Genomic DNA, 18,087 nt, shown 5'->3' on the forward strand with positions numbered 1-18,087 from the left:
TTTCTCAATCTGGTGATTATGGCATGAAGGTAACACCCCTTCCCATACCGAACAGGTAGGTTAAGCTTCAATGCGCTAATGGTACTGCAGGGGCAACCTTGTGGGAGAGTAAGTCGTCGCCAGGTAATGTGGCTGGATAGCTCAGTCGGTAGAGCAGAGGACTGAAAATCCTCGTGTCCCTGGTTCGATTCCTGGTCTAGCCACCAGGTTATGGCGCTATAGCCAAGCGGTAAGGTCAAGGTCTGCAAAACCTTTATTCCCCGGTTCAAATCCGGGTGGCGCCTCCAAAACAATAGAAAAGTAGTCTAAATGCTGATATTTCAGCAGATAGACTACTTTTTTTATTTTATAATCATTTCTAACTGCTATTTTTTATACAAAACAATAAATGGGTAATGCCAATTTATCCAATATAAGAAAGTATATTCCGTCACACTTGGATAGACAGAGAATATACCTTTGAAAAAGATGATACGGGAGAGCTTTATTTTGATGGAATTAAGAAAAAGATTAAAATTTAATTTAGTTTTTATTAAAAGGTATTAATTAAGATAGTAAAGGGTACTACAGATGAATTATAAAGTAGGTAATCCTATAAAATATTGTAAAATAAGAAAATATATAATAGATAATTTTATAAGTTGAATGTATAAGTTTACATTTATATTGATACAACTATATTAAGCTCATATTTTTTAAGAACTATAAATAAATGAAATATCCATAAATCTTTATGAAAAGTAGCAATTTAGAGATAAACTTAGAAATACATATGTTGATGCATACATATTAGTATAAACAGGATATATGCTAATATACTAAGCCTATACATACTATAGGGAACTTAGTACAAGTAGATTTATATATCAAATGCTAGTATAATCACATATGTTGGACACAAAACTTTTTATGCCTAACATTTTAAATGATATTAGGGGGTCTAAAATTTTATGTATAAAGAGATGGTTCAAAGAAAAAAGTTTCCAGCTGTGGTACTGTTGTTTATTACACTAATTACGTTTATATGCCTATCAGACTTATTACCTAAGATAAGTGTAGGTAGAATAAATTTAAAAACGTTTATAAATATGTTCTTTAATACACTAATGATAGCTCTTTGTTATATTGAATTTTCAAAATGTAAGGTTAAGTATAAGTATTCTATTGTAGCAGATCAATTCATTATTCATAAAATAATAGGTGAAGAGGTTAGAATACTAGAGGATATTAAATTAAAGGATATTGAGTTTATTGGTAAATATAGTAATTGCAATGCAGATGTTCATATTACTAGCTGCAAAAAGTATATTTGTTCTACGTTTAATGGAAGTAAGTTTTGTTGTGTATATAAAACAGGAGATAAATTCAAAAAGTTTTACTTTCAACCTAGTGATGGGCTTATTAATAAGATTAGATCAATAAAAGCAAAACCATTATTTTAAAAAATAAATATTAGATATATATAAGAAGTATAATTGCATTAAGATTATACTTCTTTTTTTATTATAAAGATATTTGTCAAATATTAATTCTATGCTATTTTAATTCAACTATAATTTCTTTTAATAAATCTTGTTTTTCAATAATGTCCAGGCCAGTTATAGCAAGAGCTGTTGCAGCTTTTATAGTATTATTTTTACAAAAGTCTGTTTGAGTTTCTAAAGCAAATGCTGGCGACGGACAACTTATTAGTGATTTATCTGTAATAGATATTGATGGGTATATGCATGGCGTAATATGGCTTATAGAGCCTATTCCGAGGCCATAGGTTGCATTTTTATGAGTAGCAATATTAATAATGCCACATTCTTTTAAGTTATGTGTAAATATCCTTGATAGTGATTTATTAGTCAGAAGTTCTTCTGAAGGTAATTCAAATAGGCTAAAGTCTGCAGTCATATTGGTTATTTCAGACATTGACTGGATAAAATCCACCATAGTTTTTTCTAATACTTTAGCTTCAGTTAATTTAGCAGCTGTCAAATAAAGTTTAGCCTCAGATTGGGAACGTAAGTTAGGGCAAGAGGAAGCATTATTTATAGAGATAGCATCAATAGAACAATTGTTGTTTAATCCTTTTAACAATTGACTGAATGTATTAAGTATAAACAAATAGGCATCTAAAGATGAAAAATTACCAATATCTTTATTCTTGGTATTAGTATCTTGCTTATACACAATTTTAATTGGGATGGTAGCCATGGAAGTACCACTCTCCGCATTGCTTATATCGCAGTGAGGTGCAAATATAACATCCATATCCTCCAAGCATTTTTCTTTCGCTAAAGTAAGTTCTGATCCATTGGAGTAACCACCTGGACATCCTAGTAAAATTACACTTCCTCCAATTTTAGATATTACCTTTGATAAACCTAATGCTGCAGCAGTAGAAATACTTGCATTCACGTTATTACCAAAAATATGACCTACATTTTCAGTTGATGTGTATTTGCATATATAACATATCTTAGGGTGACCACTACCATATTTGGCATAAAAGGAAGTAGGAATATTACAATAGCTTTCTTGTATTTCAAAATCATGATCTTTTAACATATTTATTATATAAGAACAACCTTTATATTCTTTATAACTTGTTTCTGGATTATCATAAAGATATTTAGATAAACTATATATATCTTCTTTTATAGTGCTTAAATAACTTATAATTTTTTGTTTCATGGAACGACCTCCTCTCAAATTTTTGTTATTAATAACACAGTTAGTATAACCTAAGGTACATAAATATATTGATAAGAACAAATAAAGTTTTATAAGGTCATATAACAATTTTTAATAGAGTGTTTTGACTTAAAATGTAGATAAATATATTTCCAATAATTATGTGGACAAAATAAGAAATCGTACTTACTTGAATAAAATATATTATAAGAGGCTATACTTTAGGTAGTTTTAACGACGTTTTAGTACCATAAGTTATGATTTAAGAGAGCAAGTTTAAGGGGGAAAATATGAAAAAAGAAAAATGTATTATATGTAGAAAGCCTCTAAATGATGGTATAATGATAAATGGAAGAGGAATTTGTGTGAATTGCGAAGGAAGAATCATAAAGGCAAAGGCTAATACGGATTTCTATGAATATTACAAGAACTGTATAAGAAAGACTTTGATACAGTGCTTGCCAAGAGGAGTGACTAAGGATTGCCAAGACTACCACTTGTAGAAGGAGTGTTAAAATATATAAAAGAAAAAAATATTCCCTTTTCTATGCCAGGTCATAAGGGGGGGCTCGGGTTTTTAAAAACGTTGCAAGGCAAGGAGCTTTATGAAAATCTTATAAAAGGAGATATTACTGAGGTTGATGGATTAGATAATCTTCATTGTGCAGAAGGAATAATAAAAGAATCTCAAAAGTTATTGAGTGAATACTATGGAAGTATTAAATCATATTTTCTAGTGAATGGTAGTACTAGTGGGAATTTAGCTATGATTTTTTCATGTTTTAATGAGGGTGACAAAATTATTGTAGAGAGAAATTGTCATCGTTCTATATTTAATGCCATTATCATGAGAAAATTGAAACCAGTATATATTAAAAATAAAATTAATTCGAAATATGATGCTCCTTTTCCCTTAGATAAGGAGCATTTTTTCTATTTAATTAATAAAAATAAAGATGCTAAAGGGATTATTGTTACCTACCCTAATTATTATGGTATATGCTTAGATTTACCATATGTAATTGAAACAGCTAGAAAATATGACATGAAGGTATTAGTAGATGCTGCACATGGTGCTCATTTTGGGGCATCTGTGTTATTACCTCAAAATCCTTTGAAAATGGGAGCGGATATGGTAGTTATGAGCGCACATAAAACACTACCTAGCTTAACACAAACAGCTTTTTTACATGTAGGAGAAGGCATTGATATTAGTAAGGTGGATTTTTATGTAAGTGCTTTTTTAAGTACAAGTCCCTCCTATATGCTTTTATGCTCTATGGATTATGCAAGATTTTATATGGAGGAGTATGGTGAAAATGACTATGAAAAGTTAATTGAACTCTGCCAGTTTTATAGAGAAAAAATTAATAGCCTTAAAAAAATTTATGTTTTAGGACCTGAAGATTTACGTGAGATGTCAGAAAATTATGATGAAGATATTAATAAGTATACTATGGATTTAACTAGGTATATACTAAATGTACCTAAAGGGTACAGTGGGCATAAGTTATTAGAATATTTAAGAGTAAATAAAATTCAAGCTGAAATGAGTGATAGTAGAAATGTAGTTTTAATATTTTCTCCCTTTAATTCGCAGCAAGAGTTTCAGTCCTTATACATAGCGCTTAAAGACTGTGATATGAATAATTTAAAGCAGGAATATGTAGATTTAATAGGTTACGGTATTCCCATTCCCCTTATGTACCCATATGAAGTAATGGATAGAGAAAAAACTATGATAGAATTAAGGGATTCAGAGGGTAAAATAAGTGCAGTAGCAATAGTTCCATATCCACCAGGAATACCTATTGTAATGCCTGGAGAAAGACTAGAGGAGCATACGATAGCGGTCATAGAATATTACATGCAGTGCAATGTAACAGTGATTGGAATTAATGAAGGAAAAGTAGCAATAGTAGAGAAATAGACATTATTATATATACATATTGGTGGAGGGGATTGCATGGAAATAGGTCGTCTAATAGCATTAGAAGGTCCAGATGGTTCAGGAAAAACTACTCAAATAGAATTACTAGAACAGTATCTAAAAGAATCGGGGTATGAGGTAGTAAGAACAAGAGAGCCAGGAGGAACAGAAATTAGCGAGAAAATCAGAGATATAATACTAGACAATGATAATTCTAGTATGAGCTATATGTGTGAAGCATTACTATATGCTGCATCTCGTGCACAGCTAGTTAATGAGGTTATAAAGCCAGCATTAGCGCTTGGTAAGATGGTTATATGTGATCGGTTTGTTTATTCTTCAATGGTGTATCAAGGGATTGGTAGAGGACTTGGTATGGAAAGAATAAGAGGTATTAATCAAGCGGCATTAGAGGGACTAGAGGCAGATTTAACTTTTATGATTACCATCCCCTATGAAGAAGGGCTAAAGAGAAAAAAAATGCAAGGGACTTTAGATCGTTTAGAAAACAGTGGAAATGAGTTTCATAAAAAAGTTTTTGAAGGTTACTTAGATATTTGTAAAAAATATGATAAAATAGAAGTAATCAATGGTAATAGAAATGTAGATGAAATACATAAAGATATAATAAGAACTATTAAAAAAATAAAATTATAAAAGGATGGGATTATATGAAATTAGTAATTGCAATAGTACAAGATGATGATGCAGGTGATTTAATTGAGGTATTAACAGATAAAGGCTTTAGAGTTACAAAACTTGCGACTACTGGCGGGTTTTTAAAGTCAGGAAATACAACATTGCTAATAGGTGTAGATAAAGAAAAGGTAGATGAAGTTTTGGCTATTATCAAGGATGTATGTAAGTCAAGAAAGCAAATAGTAACATCACCTTCACCTGTAGCAGGATCCACAGGAGTATACATGCCATTTCCTATTGAAGTGGATGCAGGTGGAGCCAATGTATTTGTAGTTGACGTAGATAAGTATATAAAGATATAACTATTTATAAGCAAGTATATAAATCTATACTTGCTTATATGTTTATGGAGGACTAAAATGAGTTTTGAGAGCATAATAGGTCATAATAATATAAAGAATCAAATAAGTAAATCTATAAATTCAGATAAGCTATCACATGCTCATCTTTTAGTTGGAGAGGATGGAATAGGGAAAAGTAAACTCGCCAGGGATATAGGGTTTAAAATTTTAGGAAAGAATAAAGACATGCAATATGTTGATTTAGTGGAATGGCACGTAGAAAAAAATAAAAGTACAATAGGTGTAAGTTCTATAAGAACTCTAATTGAAGAAATTAATAAAAAACCCTATGAAGGGGATAAGAAAGTTATAATTATTTACGGAGCTGATAAAATGACGGCGCAAGCCCAAAATGCATTCTTAAAAACAATTGAGGAGCCACCTAAGAATGTGACTATACTTTTATTATGTGAAAATCTAGAAGTTATATTAGACACAATAAAATCAAGATGCCAAATACATAAACTGAAAAGCTTAACTGTAGATGAGATGAAAAAATTTTTAAAAATAAATTATCCGAATTTATCTTTAGAGGAAATAAAAGTTATTGTGGCTTTTAGTGATGGAATACCTGGGAAAGCAGAAAAATTTCTTTACGATAATAATTTCAAGGATATTAGAAATATTACCTTGGAAATATTACTCCAGCTTAATAAAGTGGGAACTGAAGAATTAATAAAATATGAAAAGAAATTATCGAATCAAAAGGAAAATTTCAAAGAAATATTAACTGCATTTCTTTCTTATATTAGGGATACTATAATATATAAAGAAATTGAAGAAGAGAATATAATTATTAACATAGATAAGTTATTAAGTATAAAAGAATTAGCTAATATATTTTCATTTAACAAATTGAATGGTATTATAAATATAATAAATGATACTAGAGAAAATCTAGATAGGAACGTTAATCCAGGGCTTACGTTTCAAGTAATGCTACTTAAAATGCAGGAGGTTTAAAATGGTTACAGTCATAGGAGTAAGATTTAAAAAAGCAGGTAAAATATATTATTTTAGCCCAAACGATATAGATATTCAAAAGGGAAATAAGGTTATTGTTGAAACAGTAAGAGGTATAGAATTTGGAGAATGCGTTATTGGCATAAAGGAAATAAAAGAAGATGATATAGTATCTCCTCTAAAATGCGTTATTAGAAAGGCTACAGATGCAGATGCAGAAAAGGATTCGGAAAATAAAAGAAAAGAAACGGAAGCCTATGATGTTTGCTTAGATAAAATTCATAAACATGAACTTGATATGAAACTTATAGATGTAGAATATACTTTTGATAATAATAAAGTTATATTTTACTTCACAGCGGATGGAAGAGTAGATTTCCGAGAACTGGTAAAGGATCTTGCGGCAGTATTTAGAACAAGAATAGAACTTAGACAAATAGGAGTTAGAGATGAAGCAAAAATGATAGGTGGCCTTGGACCATGTGGTAGACCTATGTGTTGTTCAACTTTTTTAGGAGAATTTGCACCGGTGTCTATAAAAATGGCCAAAGAGCAAAATCTATCATTAAACCCTACAAAAATTTCAGGTATATGTGGAAGGCTAATGTGTTGCTTAAATTATGAGCAGGATACATATGAAAAAATAAGAAAAACATTACCGACTTTAGGGTCCATAGTTGATACACCTTATGGCAGAGCGGAAGTTATAGGAAATAGTGTAGTAAAAGAAGCTGTTAAAATTAAGATAAAACTTAATGGTAGCGATGAAGAAATAGTGGAGGTTAAAATTGAAGACCTAACATTAATTTCAGGAAGCTATGAAGATGCTGTAGTTGTGGAGGATATTAAATTAAAATTAGAATTGGTTGGAAATGAAGAAGATTCATATATAATAAAAGAATTATTTAAAGAGAACTAGGGGGATAGAGATGAAGTCAGTTATAAAAGTATGCAATATGAATACTTCAAATGATATTAGTAACGTTAATGTAGCAATATCAAATAACCAAGGAGTTATTGCTTGCCAAATAAATAGTGAAAGCAAAGAAATAGAAATAATATACGATGATTATTTTGTTTCATTAGATAATTTAATTGAGTCCATTGAAGACGCTGGGTACGCAGTTATATAAAAAACAGAAAAGACCCACAATTAGAATTTTGTAAATACTGAGTAGATAGTTTAAATAACTATTTATTTGGTATTTTTTTATTTGATTTTTTATAATGTTAAAGCCTTAAGTATAATAACTCCCTGTGAATACTCTTTTTTTTATTGGAGATAATAATTTTGAAGGGAGGCATGAAATATGAAGAAAGTGGCAGTACAAAATGGGTTGAGCATAATTAGTGATTACTTATGCAAAGAAGGATATATAGTGAAAGAGTTTGATAACAGAAAAAAAAATGCAGGCAATTTTTTAAATAAGTATGATGCAATTGTTGTTACAGGTGAAAATCAAAACATTATGGGAATAGAGGATACTATCTCAAGTACTCCAATTATTGATGCAACTGGAATGACAGCCCAGGAAGTTATTCAGAGAATAGAAGCTAAGTAATAGATAGTCAACTGCCCTAAAGGGATAGTGGGTACGTTAAAAATTTATAAAATAGGGAATATGGAGGTTGTTAACTTATATGCAAAGTTAACAACCTATTTTTGTTTGCAAAGGCCCTTTTAATTATATTTTAAAAAGATTAATTCAAATAAAAAATATATTTTATGTATGAGATTTTTAAATTTTGTCAATAATTTAAATGTAAATAATTTACTAATAAATATGAAAGGGGTTATAAATATGAGGATGAAAAAAGGAATAATTACTGTATCTACTATTGCTGTAGTAATCTTAGGAGTATTTTTTGCATTAAGGTTTATTGGAGGAAGAGAAACTGCTACTAATGTAAAAACAAAGAATGATAGCATAGTTCAAAAAAATAATGAGGTATTAACAAAAGGAAATGAAGAAAGTAAACTAAGTGTTAGTGAACCAGAGCAAGAAATTGAAAATACTGAGGAACAAAGTACTAATGAAATGGACGCTGCTTATATAAATGACAAAAGTAATGTTGGAATTTATACTGTTAAAAAAGATGATACAGTGTTCAGCATAGCAAAAACATATATGCCTAGTCAGGATAAAAGCAAAATTGTTGGGTTTATTAAAAATAGAAACAGTATAAATGAATCTTATAAGATTTCAGAGGGGCAGAAGATAGTGATTCCTTATGAAAAAGCAGTAAAAACAGCAAAGGCTTTAGAGTCAGACGTTATTACTAAGGAATACATTATTAAAAAGCAAGATACCTTAACTTCAATTGCTAAAAATAATATGCCTTCTTATGGTGTAAAACAGGCTATAGAAATGATAAAACAAACAAATGAAATTACAGATGAGAATAAGATTAAAGAAGGTACACAAATTTATATTCCAAAATAATAGTTAAAAAAGAAGCGTATTTTGACACAATCAAAATACGCTTCTTTTTTAGCTTAATTAATTTAAATGATCTAAATCTTAAGTATTTTCATTTTACTACTTTCAGCAAAAAGAAAATCACCGTCCAAAGTCAGTAAAAAATCTATATTATTGTACTCCGCAGTAGCTAGGTGGAAGGCATCATTCACAGACAATAAGTTTTCGCACATAAAATTTTTAACTAGAGATATACATTCTTCAGAAATGTTGAGATATTTTATATTTATAATTTTTTCTAGTTCTGAAATTATTTCCACGGACTTATTATAATAGATATTCAATAAATTTCGTCTCATAGAATTTTTAGAAATATTATCAAAATATCTTTTATATGGAATATGAATAAGCCTATCTTCTTTCCTTTGTTTCAAAATTTTGGTGTCATGGCGACTAAAGCTACTTGTTATGGATCTAATGTTGTCAATTGAGTTATAGGGGCTAGTATTATTTATTTTAGATTCAATGTCACTAATGAATAATTTATAAAGTATTTGATTTAAGACTTCAGCAGATATTATACTGGTAGTGTAAAATTGGGAACTTCCTTCAGAGAGTTGTTTTAAGCATGATAGACAATCACTATGTTTAATATCATCATCATATATCAAGCTAAGCACGAAAGAAGCATCTAATAATACGGAATTTTTATTGAAAACTATATTTTTAAAAGGGTATAATATTAATTCCATTTTAACCTCATTAAAATCAATTATTCTATAATTAATATATATTCAGCAATAGTTACTAATAGTAGTTTTATAAAGTATGAATAATGAATTTATTATTTTATAAATAGTATCCCCTTGATTTAGCAATAAAAATTGAGGTATACTTCTTTTAATGCTATTTATATAGTTAACATAAATTTCATAGAGAGGAGATACATAATGGAGTTTTTAAGAAGTGATGAAACTTTGGATGATCTTCAACTAAAGGGTATTCGGGTTATTCAAAAAAAAGACGCTTTTAGGTTTGGTGTGGATGCAGTACTACTTGCTAATTTTGCTAAAGTAAGAAAAAATGCCAAAGTTGTTGATTTATGCAGTGGCACGGGAATAATTCCTTTCATATTAGCAGGTAAAACCTACGCAAGTGATTTAATTGGTGTAGAGCTTCAAGAAGAACTTGTTGATATGGCAAACCGTTCCATAGAGTTTAATAAATTAGAAGATAAAATGAAATTTATATGTGGAGACTTAAAGGATATAAAACTTATTAAAACCATTCCTAAAGTAGACATTGTTACAGTTAATCCACCATATAAACTTCATAACTCAGGTTTAATAAATTTAAACGATAAAAATGCCATAGCAAGGCATGAGATTTGTTGCACATTAGAAGACGTAATTATTGCAACTAGAATTCTACTAAGGGATAGCGGAAGGGTTTATATGGTACATAGACCTGATAGATTAGTTGATATTCTATGTACTATGAGAAAGCATAGAATTGAGCCTAAACGTATAAGAATGGTTCATCCTAGTGTGAATAAGGCACCAAATATTGTGCTTATAGAGGGGCAAAGAGATGGGGGAACCTTTTTAAAATGGGAGACACCGCTTTATGTTCACAGGGAAGATGGTGGGTATACTCAGGAGATTGTTGATATGTACAGTTCGGATACAATTTAAATTAATGCAAATATCAAAGTAAAGGGTGATAAGAATGGTAGGAAAATTATACTTAGTTCCAACTCCTATAGGAAATCTAAAGGATATTACACTAAGAGCATTAGAAGTGCTACAAAATGTAGATATAATAGCAGCAGAAGATACAAGGCAAAGCTTAAAACTATTAAATCATTTTAATATAAAAAAAACACTTATAAGTTATCATCAACATAATGAGCAAGGGAAAAGTGAAAATTTAATTGATCAGATTAAAGCGGGTAAAAATATAGCTATTATTAGTGACGCTGGTACACCGGGAATATCAGACCCTGGAAGTGTCATAGTTCAAAAGTGCATAGAGCAGAATATAAAATTTGAAGTGTTGCCTGGAGCCACAGCAATTACTACTGCGCTTGTATATTCAGGGCTTGATACTACAAAATTTATATTTAGAGGATTTTTGCCTAGAGAGAATAAAGAAAGAAAGCCTATTATTGATGACTTATTAAATAGGAGCGAAACTTTAATTTTTTACGAGGCTCCTCATAGACTTTTAAGTACATTAGAATTTTTATATGAAAATATTGGTAATAGAAAAATATCAATGTGTAGAGAACTTACAAAATTGTATGAAGAAATAATTAGAATGAATTTAGAACAAGCTATAGAATACTATAAAGGAAAAGCTCCAAGAGGAGAATATGTATTAGTGATTGAAGGTAAGAGTAAGGAAGATATAGAGAAAGATGAAAAAGCAAAATGGGATACACTAACTATAGAAGAACATATAGAAAAATATATGAAGGTGGGAATGGATAAAAAAGATGCCATGAAAAAGGTTGCAAAGGATAGAGGTATGGCTAAATCTGAAATATACAAGCATTCATTGAACATATAATATACAAATAAAGGGAATAAAGTGCTATTTTTACAATAATTTTAAAAATATATGCTAAAATTTAAAGAAGTGTCAAAAAGTTTACATTTTAATGTAAACTTTTCATTGAGGTTGGTATAAAGTAGTGTTATAATAAAATTGTTGATTTAAGAAGGCTTAAATTATTTAAATACATATATATACATATAAGGGGGAATTACATTGCGTAGAAGGATGATATCATTGATAGTAACACTTGGACTAGTTACTACAATAAGTATGCCAATATTTGCAGACCCATTATCAGACAAGCTTAAAAACCAAAAGACACAGCTTGAGCAGCAAAAGAGCGCATATAAGCAAGCTCAAAGTAAGATTGATAACATAGAAGCTTCTATTGAAAAAATGGATGCAAACATAGAAAAAATTTATGCAGAAGTAGATAAAGCAAAAGCGAAAATAGGAAAAACACAAGGGCAAATAGAAAAAACTACAAAAGATATAGGAGTTGCAGAGGAAAGTATTAAAGAAGAGGAAGACTTATTTAATAAGAGAATGCGAAGCATGTATATAAATGGTGTGGATAGCTATGTAGAAGTTTTATTAGATTCAGAGGGAATATCAGATTTTATTTCAAGAGTTGAGAACATTAAAAAAATTGTTGAATATGATAATAAAATTATCGGAGAATTAACAGATAAAAAGAGTAAAATTGAAGATACGAAGATAACGCTTGAAAATGAAAAGACTAAATTAGTACTTTTGAAAACTGATAATGAAAATAAAATAGCCAACATTAAAGTAAAAAGAAAAGAACAAGAAATATTAATTACAGAAGCTGACAAGCAAAAACAATTATATTCTGGCAAAATAGGTGATGCAGAGGCAATTGTAAATGCTACTATGAAGAAAATACAGGCATCAATAGCTAAGACACCTAAGTATACGCCATCTAGAGGATCTTCATCACTTAGCTCTGATTCTGTAGTTGCATATGCAAGTAATTTTTTGGGAGTAGCGTATGTTTGGGGTGCCGCAGGTCCTACAAATTTTGATTGTTCTGGTTTTATGCAATATGTATATAATCATTTTGGTGTTTCATTAAGTAGAACTACCTTTACACAGATAAATGAAGGATCATATGTTGCTAGAGAAAATTTACAAGCGGGAGATTTAATTTTCTTTGGTTCAGATTCAAATCCACATCATGTGGGAATGTATGTAGGTAATAATTCATATATTCATGCGCCGCGTACCGGAGATGTTATTAAAATATCAGCATTGACGAGAGGCGATTATCTTACTGCAAGAAGAGTTAAATAACTTTAAAATTGGACAGGCTATTTTTAATAGCCTGTTTTTAATAATATAATTTCTATGGTAAATAAAAAAGAATCCTATAATTTATAGGATTCTTTTTTATTAGTTATTTGATTTATTTTTCTTGTTTAAGTTGTTCAAGGCAAGGTTTGCAGATATTTTTACCTCTGTAGTTAACTACATCTCTAGCATCACCACAGAAAATACAAGCTGGTTGATATTTTTTTAGAATAATTAGCTCGCCATCAACGTAAATTTCTAAAGCATCCTTTTCAGCAATATCTAGAGTTCTTCTAAGTTCTATAGGGATAACAATTCTTCCAAGTTCATCGACTCTTCTTACAACACCTGTTGATTTCATAATAATTCCTCCTTAGGATAACAATTTACGACATCTTAATATTGAAATATTAATAAATTGACGTATAAAGTCAAAATTTCGCTTGATTAATTTAGTTAATATTACAAAATTAATATTTAATTCCATCTAAAGTTAATATACTACCATATAATACAAATGTCAATATGTTTTTTTAAAAAAATACAAATTTTTACTATAGTTGCTAAGTCTTTAAAATCAATAAATAAAACTAGAAAAACCTTGTGAAGCCATAAAATTCAATGGGAAAAACAGTTTTTATAATATAGAAATATATCAAAAGTAAAATAGTAATTTTATGGATATATTTATTAATATATGTCGAAGGGTTGTACTACCAATTGTTTATATAATAAATTATTACTTGTAAAAAGCAAAATGAAATATAAATCATTAAAAAAATTTGACTATTTTAACATTAGTGGATATAATTATAAAATTAAAATTAAAAATAAAGTACAAAATCATTTTAGAATATTGGATTGTAAAAAAAAAGAAAATTTATTGTAAATACAATATTTAAAAAATAAAATTTATAAAAAAAGATAAAAGGCATAGTGGATTAAGAAATTTTTGTTAAATTTAGTGTGTTCATACAAATAAAGTGCTATAGTTATGAAGTGAATATTTTTAAAATGAAGGAGAGGATAACATGAAAATTTTTATCGATACTGCCAATGTAAACGAAATTAAAAAAATTGCAGAATTAGGAATAATAGATGGAGTAACTACAAATCCTTCTTTGATAGCAAAAGAAGGAAGAAATATAAAAGAAGTAATAGAAGAGATATGTACTATTGTTGACGGACCAATAAGTGCAGAAGTTATAAATATGACTGCTAGTAAAATGGTGGAAGAAGGTAGAGAGCTTTCAAAATTTCATAAGAATGTAGTTGTTAAAATACCTATGTGCCAGGAGGGGCTGAAAGCTGTTAATATTCTTTCAAAAGAAAACATAAAAACAAATGTTACTTTAATATTTTCACCCCAACAAGCATTATTGGCTTCCAAAGCAGGCGCAAATTATGTAAGTCCTTTTATGGGAAGATTAGATGATATAGGATCTTCTAGTTCTCAAGTAATTTCAGATATAGTTCAAATTTTTAAAATGTATAATATAAATACAGAAATTATAGCTGCTAGCATTAGAAATCCTATACATATTTTAGACTGTGCAAAAGTTGGGGTTAATATAGCTACAATTCCTTATAAACTAATAATGGATATGATTAAGCACCCTCTTACTGATAAAGGCATAGCAAAATTTTTAGAGGACTACAATAATTCATTGAGATAATACAAAAAACAAATAGCAGAAAAAGATAAAAATTGAAGGTAGATAAGAAATATGGTACTATTTATTCCACACAAGGATTAACAAGTTATGCACAGTCAGTAATAGACAATGTGGATAATAAACTTGTCAGAATTACTTTTAATATCAAAAAGCCTCTAAATAGTGCTTTTCAATATAACTTAAGTTATCAACAGCTTCTGTTGATTAAATGTTAAAAACTGTGGATAACTTAATTTTAATATTTAGGATTTGCCTCTTTGCAATATTAACTGTGAGTTAAATCACATGTATTTTTTTAGTTCTAAGCTTAAGTCTAGACTAGTAAGGCTTGCTATTTCATTATATAATTCATTATCAAAATTCAAGTCTGTCATGGCGGATATAAAGCATTCTCTCTTTTGTATAATCGCTTCAACATTTGAAATGCACAAAGAACTATTTTTAGTTGATATATTACCAATGAGTTCATTTATTTTTTTATGAGCTTCAGCTGCAGTGTATCTTGCGAATGCTTCATTTCTGTATATTTTTATATCATATATATTTTGCTGTAGTTGCCTTAGTTGTAATTTTAAAGCTTCACCTTTGGAAGTTGCATGATTATAACTTGTGTTTAATGAGGTAAAATATTTATCATTGTCTAATTTTTTTTCAAGGATTTTTTTAGCTAGTTCTTCATTACCCTTATTTAGTGCAAGTTTAATTGTGACCATATATTCATCAGATTCTTTAGATAGGCTTTCCAGTTTTCTCTCAATTTCATGTATATTACCTAAAATTTTAGCGGATGAAATCCTAGCATCATTTAAAATGCATTCCATATCCCATATTTTTTTATCTAGCAGTTCTAAGGGGTTCTCTAATTCATCTAAAATGCTGCTTATTTTAGATTTTATAAGATAAAATAGTCTACTAAGTATTGTCATAGCAACCTCCTTAATTATACACTTTTGTACAATATTCAAAACATTTTAATATAATCTATAGCTTACAGATGAAAATTCTATTAATATTATTATGGTAATATATTTCTTTATATATACAATATTTTATAAATACACTTTTATATTTAACTGATTAAAGAAAACGCAAAAAAATATCATATATATAATAACTTGTAATAGGTTTATATTTACCTTATAATACAAATATAATTGTATTGTATTTGACAGATTAGAAAGCATATTTTATTTAAGATACTAATTTTGGGAAGGTGATAAAACTTGGATAAGGCTAGATTTACCCTGGAAAGTATAAATTTATTAGCAAAATCAATATCAGAAAATAGTATAATTCCCTATGAGGAATTACCTCAATATGACTTATTTTTATCTCAAGTTATTGATTATTTAAATGATAAATTTGAGGCTGATAATTATACTAATAATATAGTACAGAATTATATAAAGAGCGAAGTTATATCAAAACCAGAAGACAGTAAAAAAAGAGGCTATACAAAATTGCATCTTGCACAGTTAGTATTGGTTAGCCACATGAGACCTGTACTTACAGCAGAAGAGATTAAAAAAGTTTTTAGATTAGCATTTAATGAAATCAATGATAGAGATGATGATATTATTTCATGGGAAAACGCTTATAAATTCTTTTCAGATATGCAAAAGGAGAGTTTTGATGATTTTTCTGAAAGGCAGTTTTGTGATAAAGAAAAATTAGAAAAAATAATTAATTCACTAGATTTAAAAGAAAGTGACGAGGAAAGAATATCAGTTTTTTTGATTGTAATGAACTTAGTATCACAAGCAAGTGCCATAAAAAAATTAGTTCAAAAAATTGTAGAAGGCTATGAATCTTAAAGGGCAAAATATTCTAAAAAAAATAAAAGATCCTATTAAATATAGGTCTTTTATTTTTTTATAGGTAATTATTATCTACAAGAACTATCTGAAGTATTCGTAGTTGTTATTTTAAAGGATTCGCCAAATATGCTTTTAGCGTACATGATTTTTGTATCTTCAAAAACAAATGAAGATTCATTATCTACTATAAAATTTATTCCGTTTACTGATTCTAAAATATCATCTTCTTGTTGCTCATCCAGAACAACACCCAATATTGGGCCTCCTCAACCAAAGCCTTTTATAAGTAACCTAACTGAAGATTTACCCTTTTGTAATAGTTGTTTGTTTAAAGCATTTTTAGTAACCTCATCAAATGAAATATTCATATCTTATCCTCCTTGTACCCACCGGGGGTATGTACTAATATATATTATATGCTTTAAATATTATTATGTCAAATAAAATGTAAAAATATAAAATAAATTTTATAAAATTTATTCACTTAATGTATATATTTATACAGGTAAGACAATAGTTTCTTTTATATTTAATAAGTTTATAAAGAGTTTTGACTATTGCAGGTGATAATTTAATAAATCCATGGGAAATGGGCAGAATACTTATGCAAGTATAATGAAATTCCAGTGGTTGACAAGGATTGTATAAGAGGATAGTATAAAAATATGGATAATATAAAATTATTGTAAAAATTAAAAATATTTTGGGGGTTTAGTTATGAAAATAGTATTAGCATTAGGCGGAAATGCACTTCAATCAGATCCTAAAGACAGAAGCCCAGAGGCACAGCTTAACACTTGCAAGGAAACAGCTAAGTCAATAGTGGATCTTATAGAAGATGGACACAGGATATCAATAGTTCATGGAAATGGGCCTCAAGTAGGTCAAATTGTTGCAGCAGTAGAAGCCGCCCAAAAGTTTGATGAGGGAAATGTATTGTTCCCATTTGATGTATGTGGTGCTTTTTCACAAGGATACATAGGATATCATCTTCAAAATGCTATAGGTGAAGAATTAAGAAATAGAAGCATAGATAAGACTGTAGGAACAATAGTAACTCAAGTAGTAGTTGATAAAGAGGACGGAGGTTTTCAAAATCCTACTAAACCAATAGGTTCTTTTTATACTGCAGAGGAAGCAGAAAAGTTAAAAGTGGGACATGGTTATATAATGAAAGAAGATGCCGGTAGAGGTTATAGAAGAGTAGTTGCATCTCCAAAGCCTATTGATATTATAGAAAAAGATTTAATAAAAGAATTAGTGGATATGGGAAATGTGGTTATATCTTGTGGTGGCGGGGGAATACCTGTTATTCGTGAAGGTGGAATGGTTAAAGGAGTTGCAGCAGTTATAGATAAGGATTTTGCTGCTGAGAAACTGGCAGAAATACTAGATGCAGATGTGCTTTTAATATTAACAGGAGTAGATAGGGTTTGTGTAAATTATAATAAGCCGGATCAAAAGGAACTTAAGCAAATTAATCTTGATGAGCTTAATAACTATATTACTGAAGGTCAATTTGCTCCAGGGAGTATGCTACCCAAAGTGGAGGCTTGCAAGAAATTCATAATGAATAATAAAGACAAAACAGCTATTATAGCATCATTGTCAAAAGCAAAAGAAGCTTTAAAAGGATTATCTGGCACAAAGATTGTATATTAATTATTTCAAATAGGAGGTTAAGATAAT

The 18,087-nt window shown here is 29.1% G+C and carries 21 protein-coding genes, 2 tRNA genes and 1 rRNA gene; 19 read left to right on the forward strand and 5 right to left on the reverse strand.

Annotation, left to right across the window (positions count from 1 at the left end):
* The first annotated feature begins 8 nt into the window (after positions 1-8).
* The 4 genes from rrf (at position 9) to ACREV6_RS23750 (ending at position 1,442) form a co-directional block, all read left to right on the forward strand.
* Positions 9-125: ribosomal RNA gene (gene rrf, locus ACREV6_RS23735) — 5S ribosomal RNA — on the forward strand.
* 5 nt (positions 126-130) lie between these two features.
* Positions 131-206: transfer RNA gene (locus ACREV6_RS23740), tRNA-Phe, on the forward strand.
* Positions 207-212: 6 nt separating this feature from the next.
* Positions 213-287 (forward strand) — tRNA-Cys (locus ACREV6_RS23745).
* A gap of 663 nt (positions 288-950) precedes the next feature.
* A complete protein-coding gene (locus ACREV6_RS23750) occupies positions 951-1,442 on the forward strand; it encodes a DUF6106 family protein (protein ID WP_431580521.1) in 492 nt (163 codons plus the stop codon).
* Between the two features lie 94 nt (positions 1,443-1,536).
* On the opposite strand, the gene ACREV6_RS23755 is transcribed toward ACREV6_RS23750, so the two are convergent.
* Complete coding sequence (locus ACREV6_RS23755) at positions 1,537-2,682, reverse strand: zinc-binding metallopeptidase family protein (protein ID WP_431580522.1); 1,146 nt, start codon at positions 2,680-2,682, stop codon at positions 1,537-1,539.
* Positions 2,683-2,972: 290 nt separating this feature from the next.
* Between ACREV6_RS23755 and ACREV6_RS23760 the strand changes: the two genes are divergently transcribed.
* The 9 genes from ACREV6_RS23760 to ACREV6_RS23800 all read left to right on the forward strand — a co-directional run bounded on the left by ACREV6_RS23760 (position 2,973) and on the right by ACREV6_RS23800 (position 9,059).
* Entirely contained in the window at positions 2,973-3,185 is a 213-nt protein-coding gene (locus tag ACREV6_RS23760; protein WP_431580523.1) for a sigma factor G inhibitor Gin, read from the forward strand.
* The gene (locus ACREV6_RS23765; protein WP_431580524.1) at positions 3,164-4,612 is read left to right on the forward strand and encodes an aminotransferase class I/II-fold pyridoxal phosphate-dependent enzyme; all 1,449 of its coding nucleotides are present in this window, start codon (positions 3,164-3,166) and stop codon (positions 4,610-4,612) included. Before ACREV6_RS23760 ends, ACREV6_RS23765 begins: the two co-directional genes overlap by 22 nt.
* 36 nt (positions 4,613-4,648) lie before the next feature.
* The gene (tmk, locus tag ACREV6_RS23770; RefSeq protein ID WP_431580525.1) at positions 4,649-5,269 is read left to right on the forward strand and encodes a dTMP kinase; all 621 of its coding nucleotides are present in this window, start codon (positions 4,649-4,651) and stop codon (positions 5,267-5,269) included.
* Positions 5,270-5,283: 14 nt separating this feature from the next.
* Positions 5,284-5,613, forward strand: coding sequence for a cyclic di-AMP receptor DarA (gene darA / locus ACREV6_RS23775; protein ID WP_431580526.1), 330 nt, complete (start codon positions 5,284-5,286; stop codon positions 5,611-5,613).
* 57 nt (positions 5,614-5,670) lie between these two features.
* Positions 5,671-6,615 (forward strand): DNA polymerase III subunit delta', encoded by a 945-nt coding sequence (locus ACREV6_RS23780; protein ID WP_431580527.1) that lies wholly within the window; start codon positions 5,671-5,673, stop codon positions 6,613-6,615.
* Between the two features lies 1 nt (position 6,616).
* On the forward strand, positions 6,617-7,534 hold the full coding sequence (locus ACREV6_RS23785; protein WP_431580528.1) for a PSP1 domain-containing protein: 918 nt from the start codon (positions 6,617-6,619) through the stop codon (positions 7,532-7,534).
* Positions 7,535-7,544: 10 nt separating this feature from the next.
* A complete protein-coding gene (locus ACREV6_RS23790; protein ID WP_431580529.1) occupies positions 7,545-7,748 on the forward strand; it encodes a heavy-metal-associated domain-containing protein in 204 nt (67 codons plus the stop codon).
* A gap of 177 nt (positions 7,749-7,925) precedes the next feature.
* Positions 7,926-8,177 (forward strand): YkuS family protein, encoded by a 252-nt coding sequence (locus ACREV6_RS23795; RefSeq protein WP_431580530.1) that lies wholly within the window; start codon positions 7,926-7,928, stop codon positions 8,175-8,177.
* Positions 8,178-8,417: 240 nt separating this feature from the next.
* Positions 8,418-9,059 carry a LysM peptidoglycan-binding domain-containing protein gene (locus ACREV6_RS23800; RefSeq protein WP_431580531.1) on the forward strand — a complete coding sequence of 214 codons (642 nt, stop codon included), beginning with the start codon at positions 8,418-8,420 and terminating at the stop codon, positions 9,057-9,059.
* A 71-nt stretch (positions 9,060-9,130) separates the two neighbouring features.
* Here the strand turns inward: ACREV6_RS23800 and ACREV6_RS23805 are convergent, their stop codons facing one another.
* Positions 9,131-9,787 carry a PIN domain-containing protein gene (locus ACREV6_RS23805; protein ID WP_431580532.1) on the reverse strand — a complete coding sequence of 219 codons (657 nt, stop codon included), beginning with the start codon at positions 9,785-9,787 and terminating at the stop codon, positions 9,131-9,133.
* Between the two features lie 198 nt (positions 9,788-9,985).
* Here ACREV6_RS23805 and ACREV6_RS23810 point away from each other — a divergent pair, with 198 nt between their 5' ends.
* The 3 genes from ACREV6_RS23810 to ACREV6_RS23820 all read left to right on the forward strand — a co-directional run bounded on the left by ACREV6_RS23810 (position 9,986) and on the right by ACREV6_RS23820 (position 12,908).
* Entirely contained in the window at positions 9,986-10,729 is a 744-nt protein-coding gene (locus tag ACREV6_RS23810) for a tRNA1(Val) (adenine(37)-N6)-methyltransferase (protein WP_431580533.1), read from the forward strand.
* A gap of 34 nt (positions 10,730-10,763) precedes the next feature.
* The gene (gene rsmI / locus ACREV6_RS23815; RefSeq protein WP_431580534.1) at positions 10,764-11,606 is read left to right on the forward strand and encodes a 16S rRNA (cytidine(1402)-2'-O)-methyltransferase; all 843 of its coding nucleotides are present in this window, start codon (positions 10,764-10,766) and stop codon (positions 11,604-11,606) included.
* Positions 11,607-11,807: 201 nt separating this feature from the next.
* Complete coding sequence (locus tag ACREV6_RS23820) at positions 11,808-12,908, forward strand: C40 family peptidase (RefSeq protein WP_431580535.1); 1,101 nt, start codon at positions 11,808-11,810, stop codon at positions 12,906-12,908.
* A 112-nt stretch (positions 12,909-13,020) separates the two neighbouring features.
* Here ACREV6_RS23820 and ACREV6_RS23825 read toward each other — a convergent pair whose 3' ends face one another.
* Positions 13,021-13,266: an AbrB/MazE/SpoVT family DNA-binding domain-containing protein gene (locus tag ACREV6_RS23825; protein WP_124996827.1), complete on the reverse strand. Its 246-nt coding sequence runs from the start codon at positions 13,264-13,266 to the stop codon at positions 13,021-13,023.
* A gap of 670 nt (positions 13,267-13,936) precedes the next feature.
* On the opposite strand from ACREV6_RS23825, the gene fsa reads away from it, so the two are divergent.
* Complete coding sequence (fsa, locus tag ACREV6_RS23830) at positions 13,937-14,581, forward strand: fructose-6-phosphate aldolase (RefSeq protein ID WP_431580536.1); 645 nt, start codon at positions 13,937-13,939, stop codon at positions 14,579-14,581.
* 281 nt (positions 14,582-14,862) lie between these two features.
* Here the strand turns inward: fsa and ACREV6_RS23835 are convergent, their stop codons facing one another.
* Positions 14,863-15,507 (reverse strand): PspA/IM30 family protein, encoded by a 645-nt coding sequence (locus tag ACREV6_RS23835; protein WP_431580537.1) that lies wholly within the window; start codon positions 15,505-15,507, stop codon positions 14,863-14,865.
* Between the two features lie 297 nt (positions 15,508-15,804).
* Here ACREV6_RS23835 and ACREV6_RS23840 point away from each other — a divergent pair, with 297 nt between their 5' ends.
* Positions 15,805-16,395 (forward strand): DUF1836 domain-containing protein, encoded by a 591-nt coding sequence (locus ACREV6_RS23840; protein WP_431580538.1) that lies wholly within the window; start codon positions 15,805-15,807, stop codon positions 16,393-16,395.
* A 71-nt stretch (positions 16,396-16,466) separates the two neighbouring features.
* Here ACREV6_RS23840 and ACREV6_RS23845 read toward each other — a convergent pair whose 3' ends face one another.
* Positions 16,467-16,652 carry a hypothetical protein gene (locus ACREV6_RS23845; RefSeq protein ID WP_431580539.1) on the reverse strand — a complete coding sequence of 62 codons (186 nt, stop codon included), beginning with the start codon at positions 16,650-16,652 and terminating at the stop codon, positions 16,467-16,469.
* 463 nt (positions 16,653-17,115) lie between these two features.
* On the opposite strand from ACREV6_RS23845, the gene arcC reads away from it, so the two are divergent.
* Complete coding sequence (arcC, locus tag ACREV6_RS23850) at positions 17,116-18,060, forward strand: carbamate kinase (RefSeq protein WP_431580540.1); 945 nt, start codon at positions 17,116-17,118, stop codon at positions 18,058-18,060.
* Positions 18,061-18,087: the final 27 nt, after the last annotated feature.

The sequence above is a fragment of the Clostridium sp. genome, assembly GCF_050717515.1.
Lineage (GTDB): Bacteria > Bacillota > Clostridia > Clostridiales > Clostridiaceae > Clostridium_AD.

Bases quoted from the DNA above. Each gene is read 5' to 3' on its own strand.
- ACREV6_RS23810 (WP_431580533.1), top strand. From the start codon at position 9,986: ATGGAGTTTTTAAGAAGTGATGAAACTTTGGATGATCTTCAACTAAAG.
- ACREV6_RS23755 (WP_431580522.1), bottom strand. From the start codon at position 2,682: ATGAAACAAAAAATTATAAGTTATTTAAGCACTATAAAAGAAGATATA.
- ACREV6_RS23800 (WP_431580531.1), top strand. From the start codon at position 8,418: ATGAGGATGAAAAAAGGAATAATTACTGTATCTACTATTGCTGTAGTA.
- fsa (WP_431580536.1), top strand. From the start codon at position 13,937: ATGAAAATTTTTATCGATACTGCCAATGTAAACGAAATTAAAAAAATT.
- ACREV6_RS23835 (WP_431580537.1), bottom strand. From the start codon at position 15,507: ATGACAATACTTAGTAGACTATTTTATCTTATAAAATCTAAAATAAGC.
- darA (WP_431580526.1), top strand. From the start codon at position 5,284: ATGAAATTAGTAATTGCAATAGTACAAGATGATGATGCAGGTGATTTA.
- rsmI (WP_431580534.1), top strand. From the start codon at position 10,764: ATGGTAGGAAAATTATACTTAGTTCCAACTCCTATAGGAAATCTAAAG.
- ACREV6_RS23785 (WP_431580528.1), top strand. From the start codon at position 6,617: ATGGTTACAGTCATAGGAGTAAGATTTAAAAAAGCAGGTAAAATATAT.
- ACREV6_RS23780 (WP_431580527.1), top strand. From the start codon at position 5,671: ATGAGTTTTGAGAGCATAATAGGTCATAATAATATAAAGAATCAAATA.
- ACREV6_RS23805 (WP_431580532.1), bottom strand. From the start codon at position 9,787: ATGGAATTAATATTATACCCTTTTAAAAATATAGTTTTCAATAAAAAT.
- ACREV6_RS23825 (WP_124996827.1), bottom strand. From the start codon at position 13,266: ATGAAATCAACAGGTGTTGTAAGAAGAGTCGATGAACTTGGAAGAATT.
- ACREV6_RS23790 (WP_431580529.1), top strand. From the start codon at position 7,545: ATGAAGTCAGTTATAAAAGTATGCAATATGAATACTTCAAATGATATT.
- tmk (WP_431580525.1), top strand. From the start codon at position 4,649: ATGGAAATAGGTCGTCTAATAGCATTAGAAGGTCCAGATGGTTCAGGA.
- arcC (WP_431580540.1), top strand. From the start codon at position 17,116: ATGAAAATAGTATTAGCATTAGGCGGAAATGCACTTCAATCAGATCCT.
- ACREV6_RS23750 (WP_431580521.1), top strand. From the start codon at position 951: ATGTATAAAGAGATGGTTCAAAGAAAAAAGTTTCCAGCTGTGGTACTG.
- ACREV6_RS23795 (WP_431580530.1), top strand. From the start codon at position 7,926: ATGAAGAAAGTGGCAGTACAAAATGGGTTGAGCATAATTAGTGATTAC.
- ACREV6_RS23760 (WP_431580523.1), top strand. From the start codon at position 2,973: ATGAAAAAAGAAAAATGTATTATATGTAGAAAGCCTCTAAATGATGGT.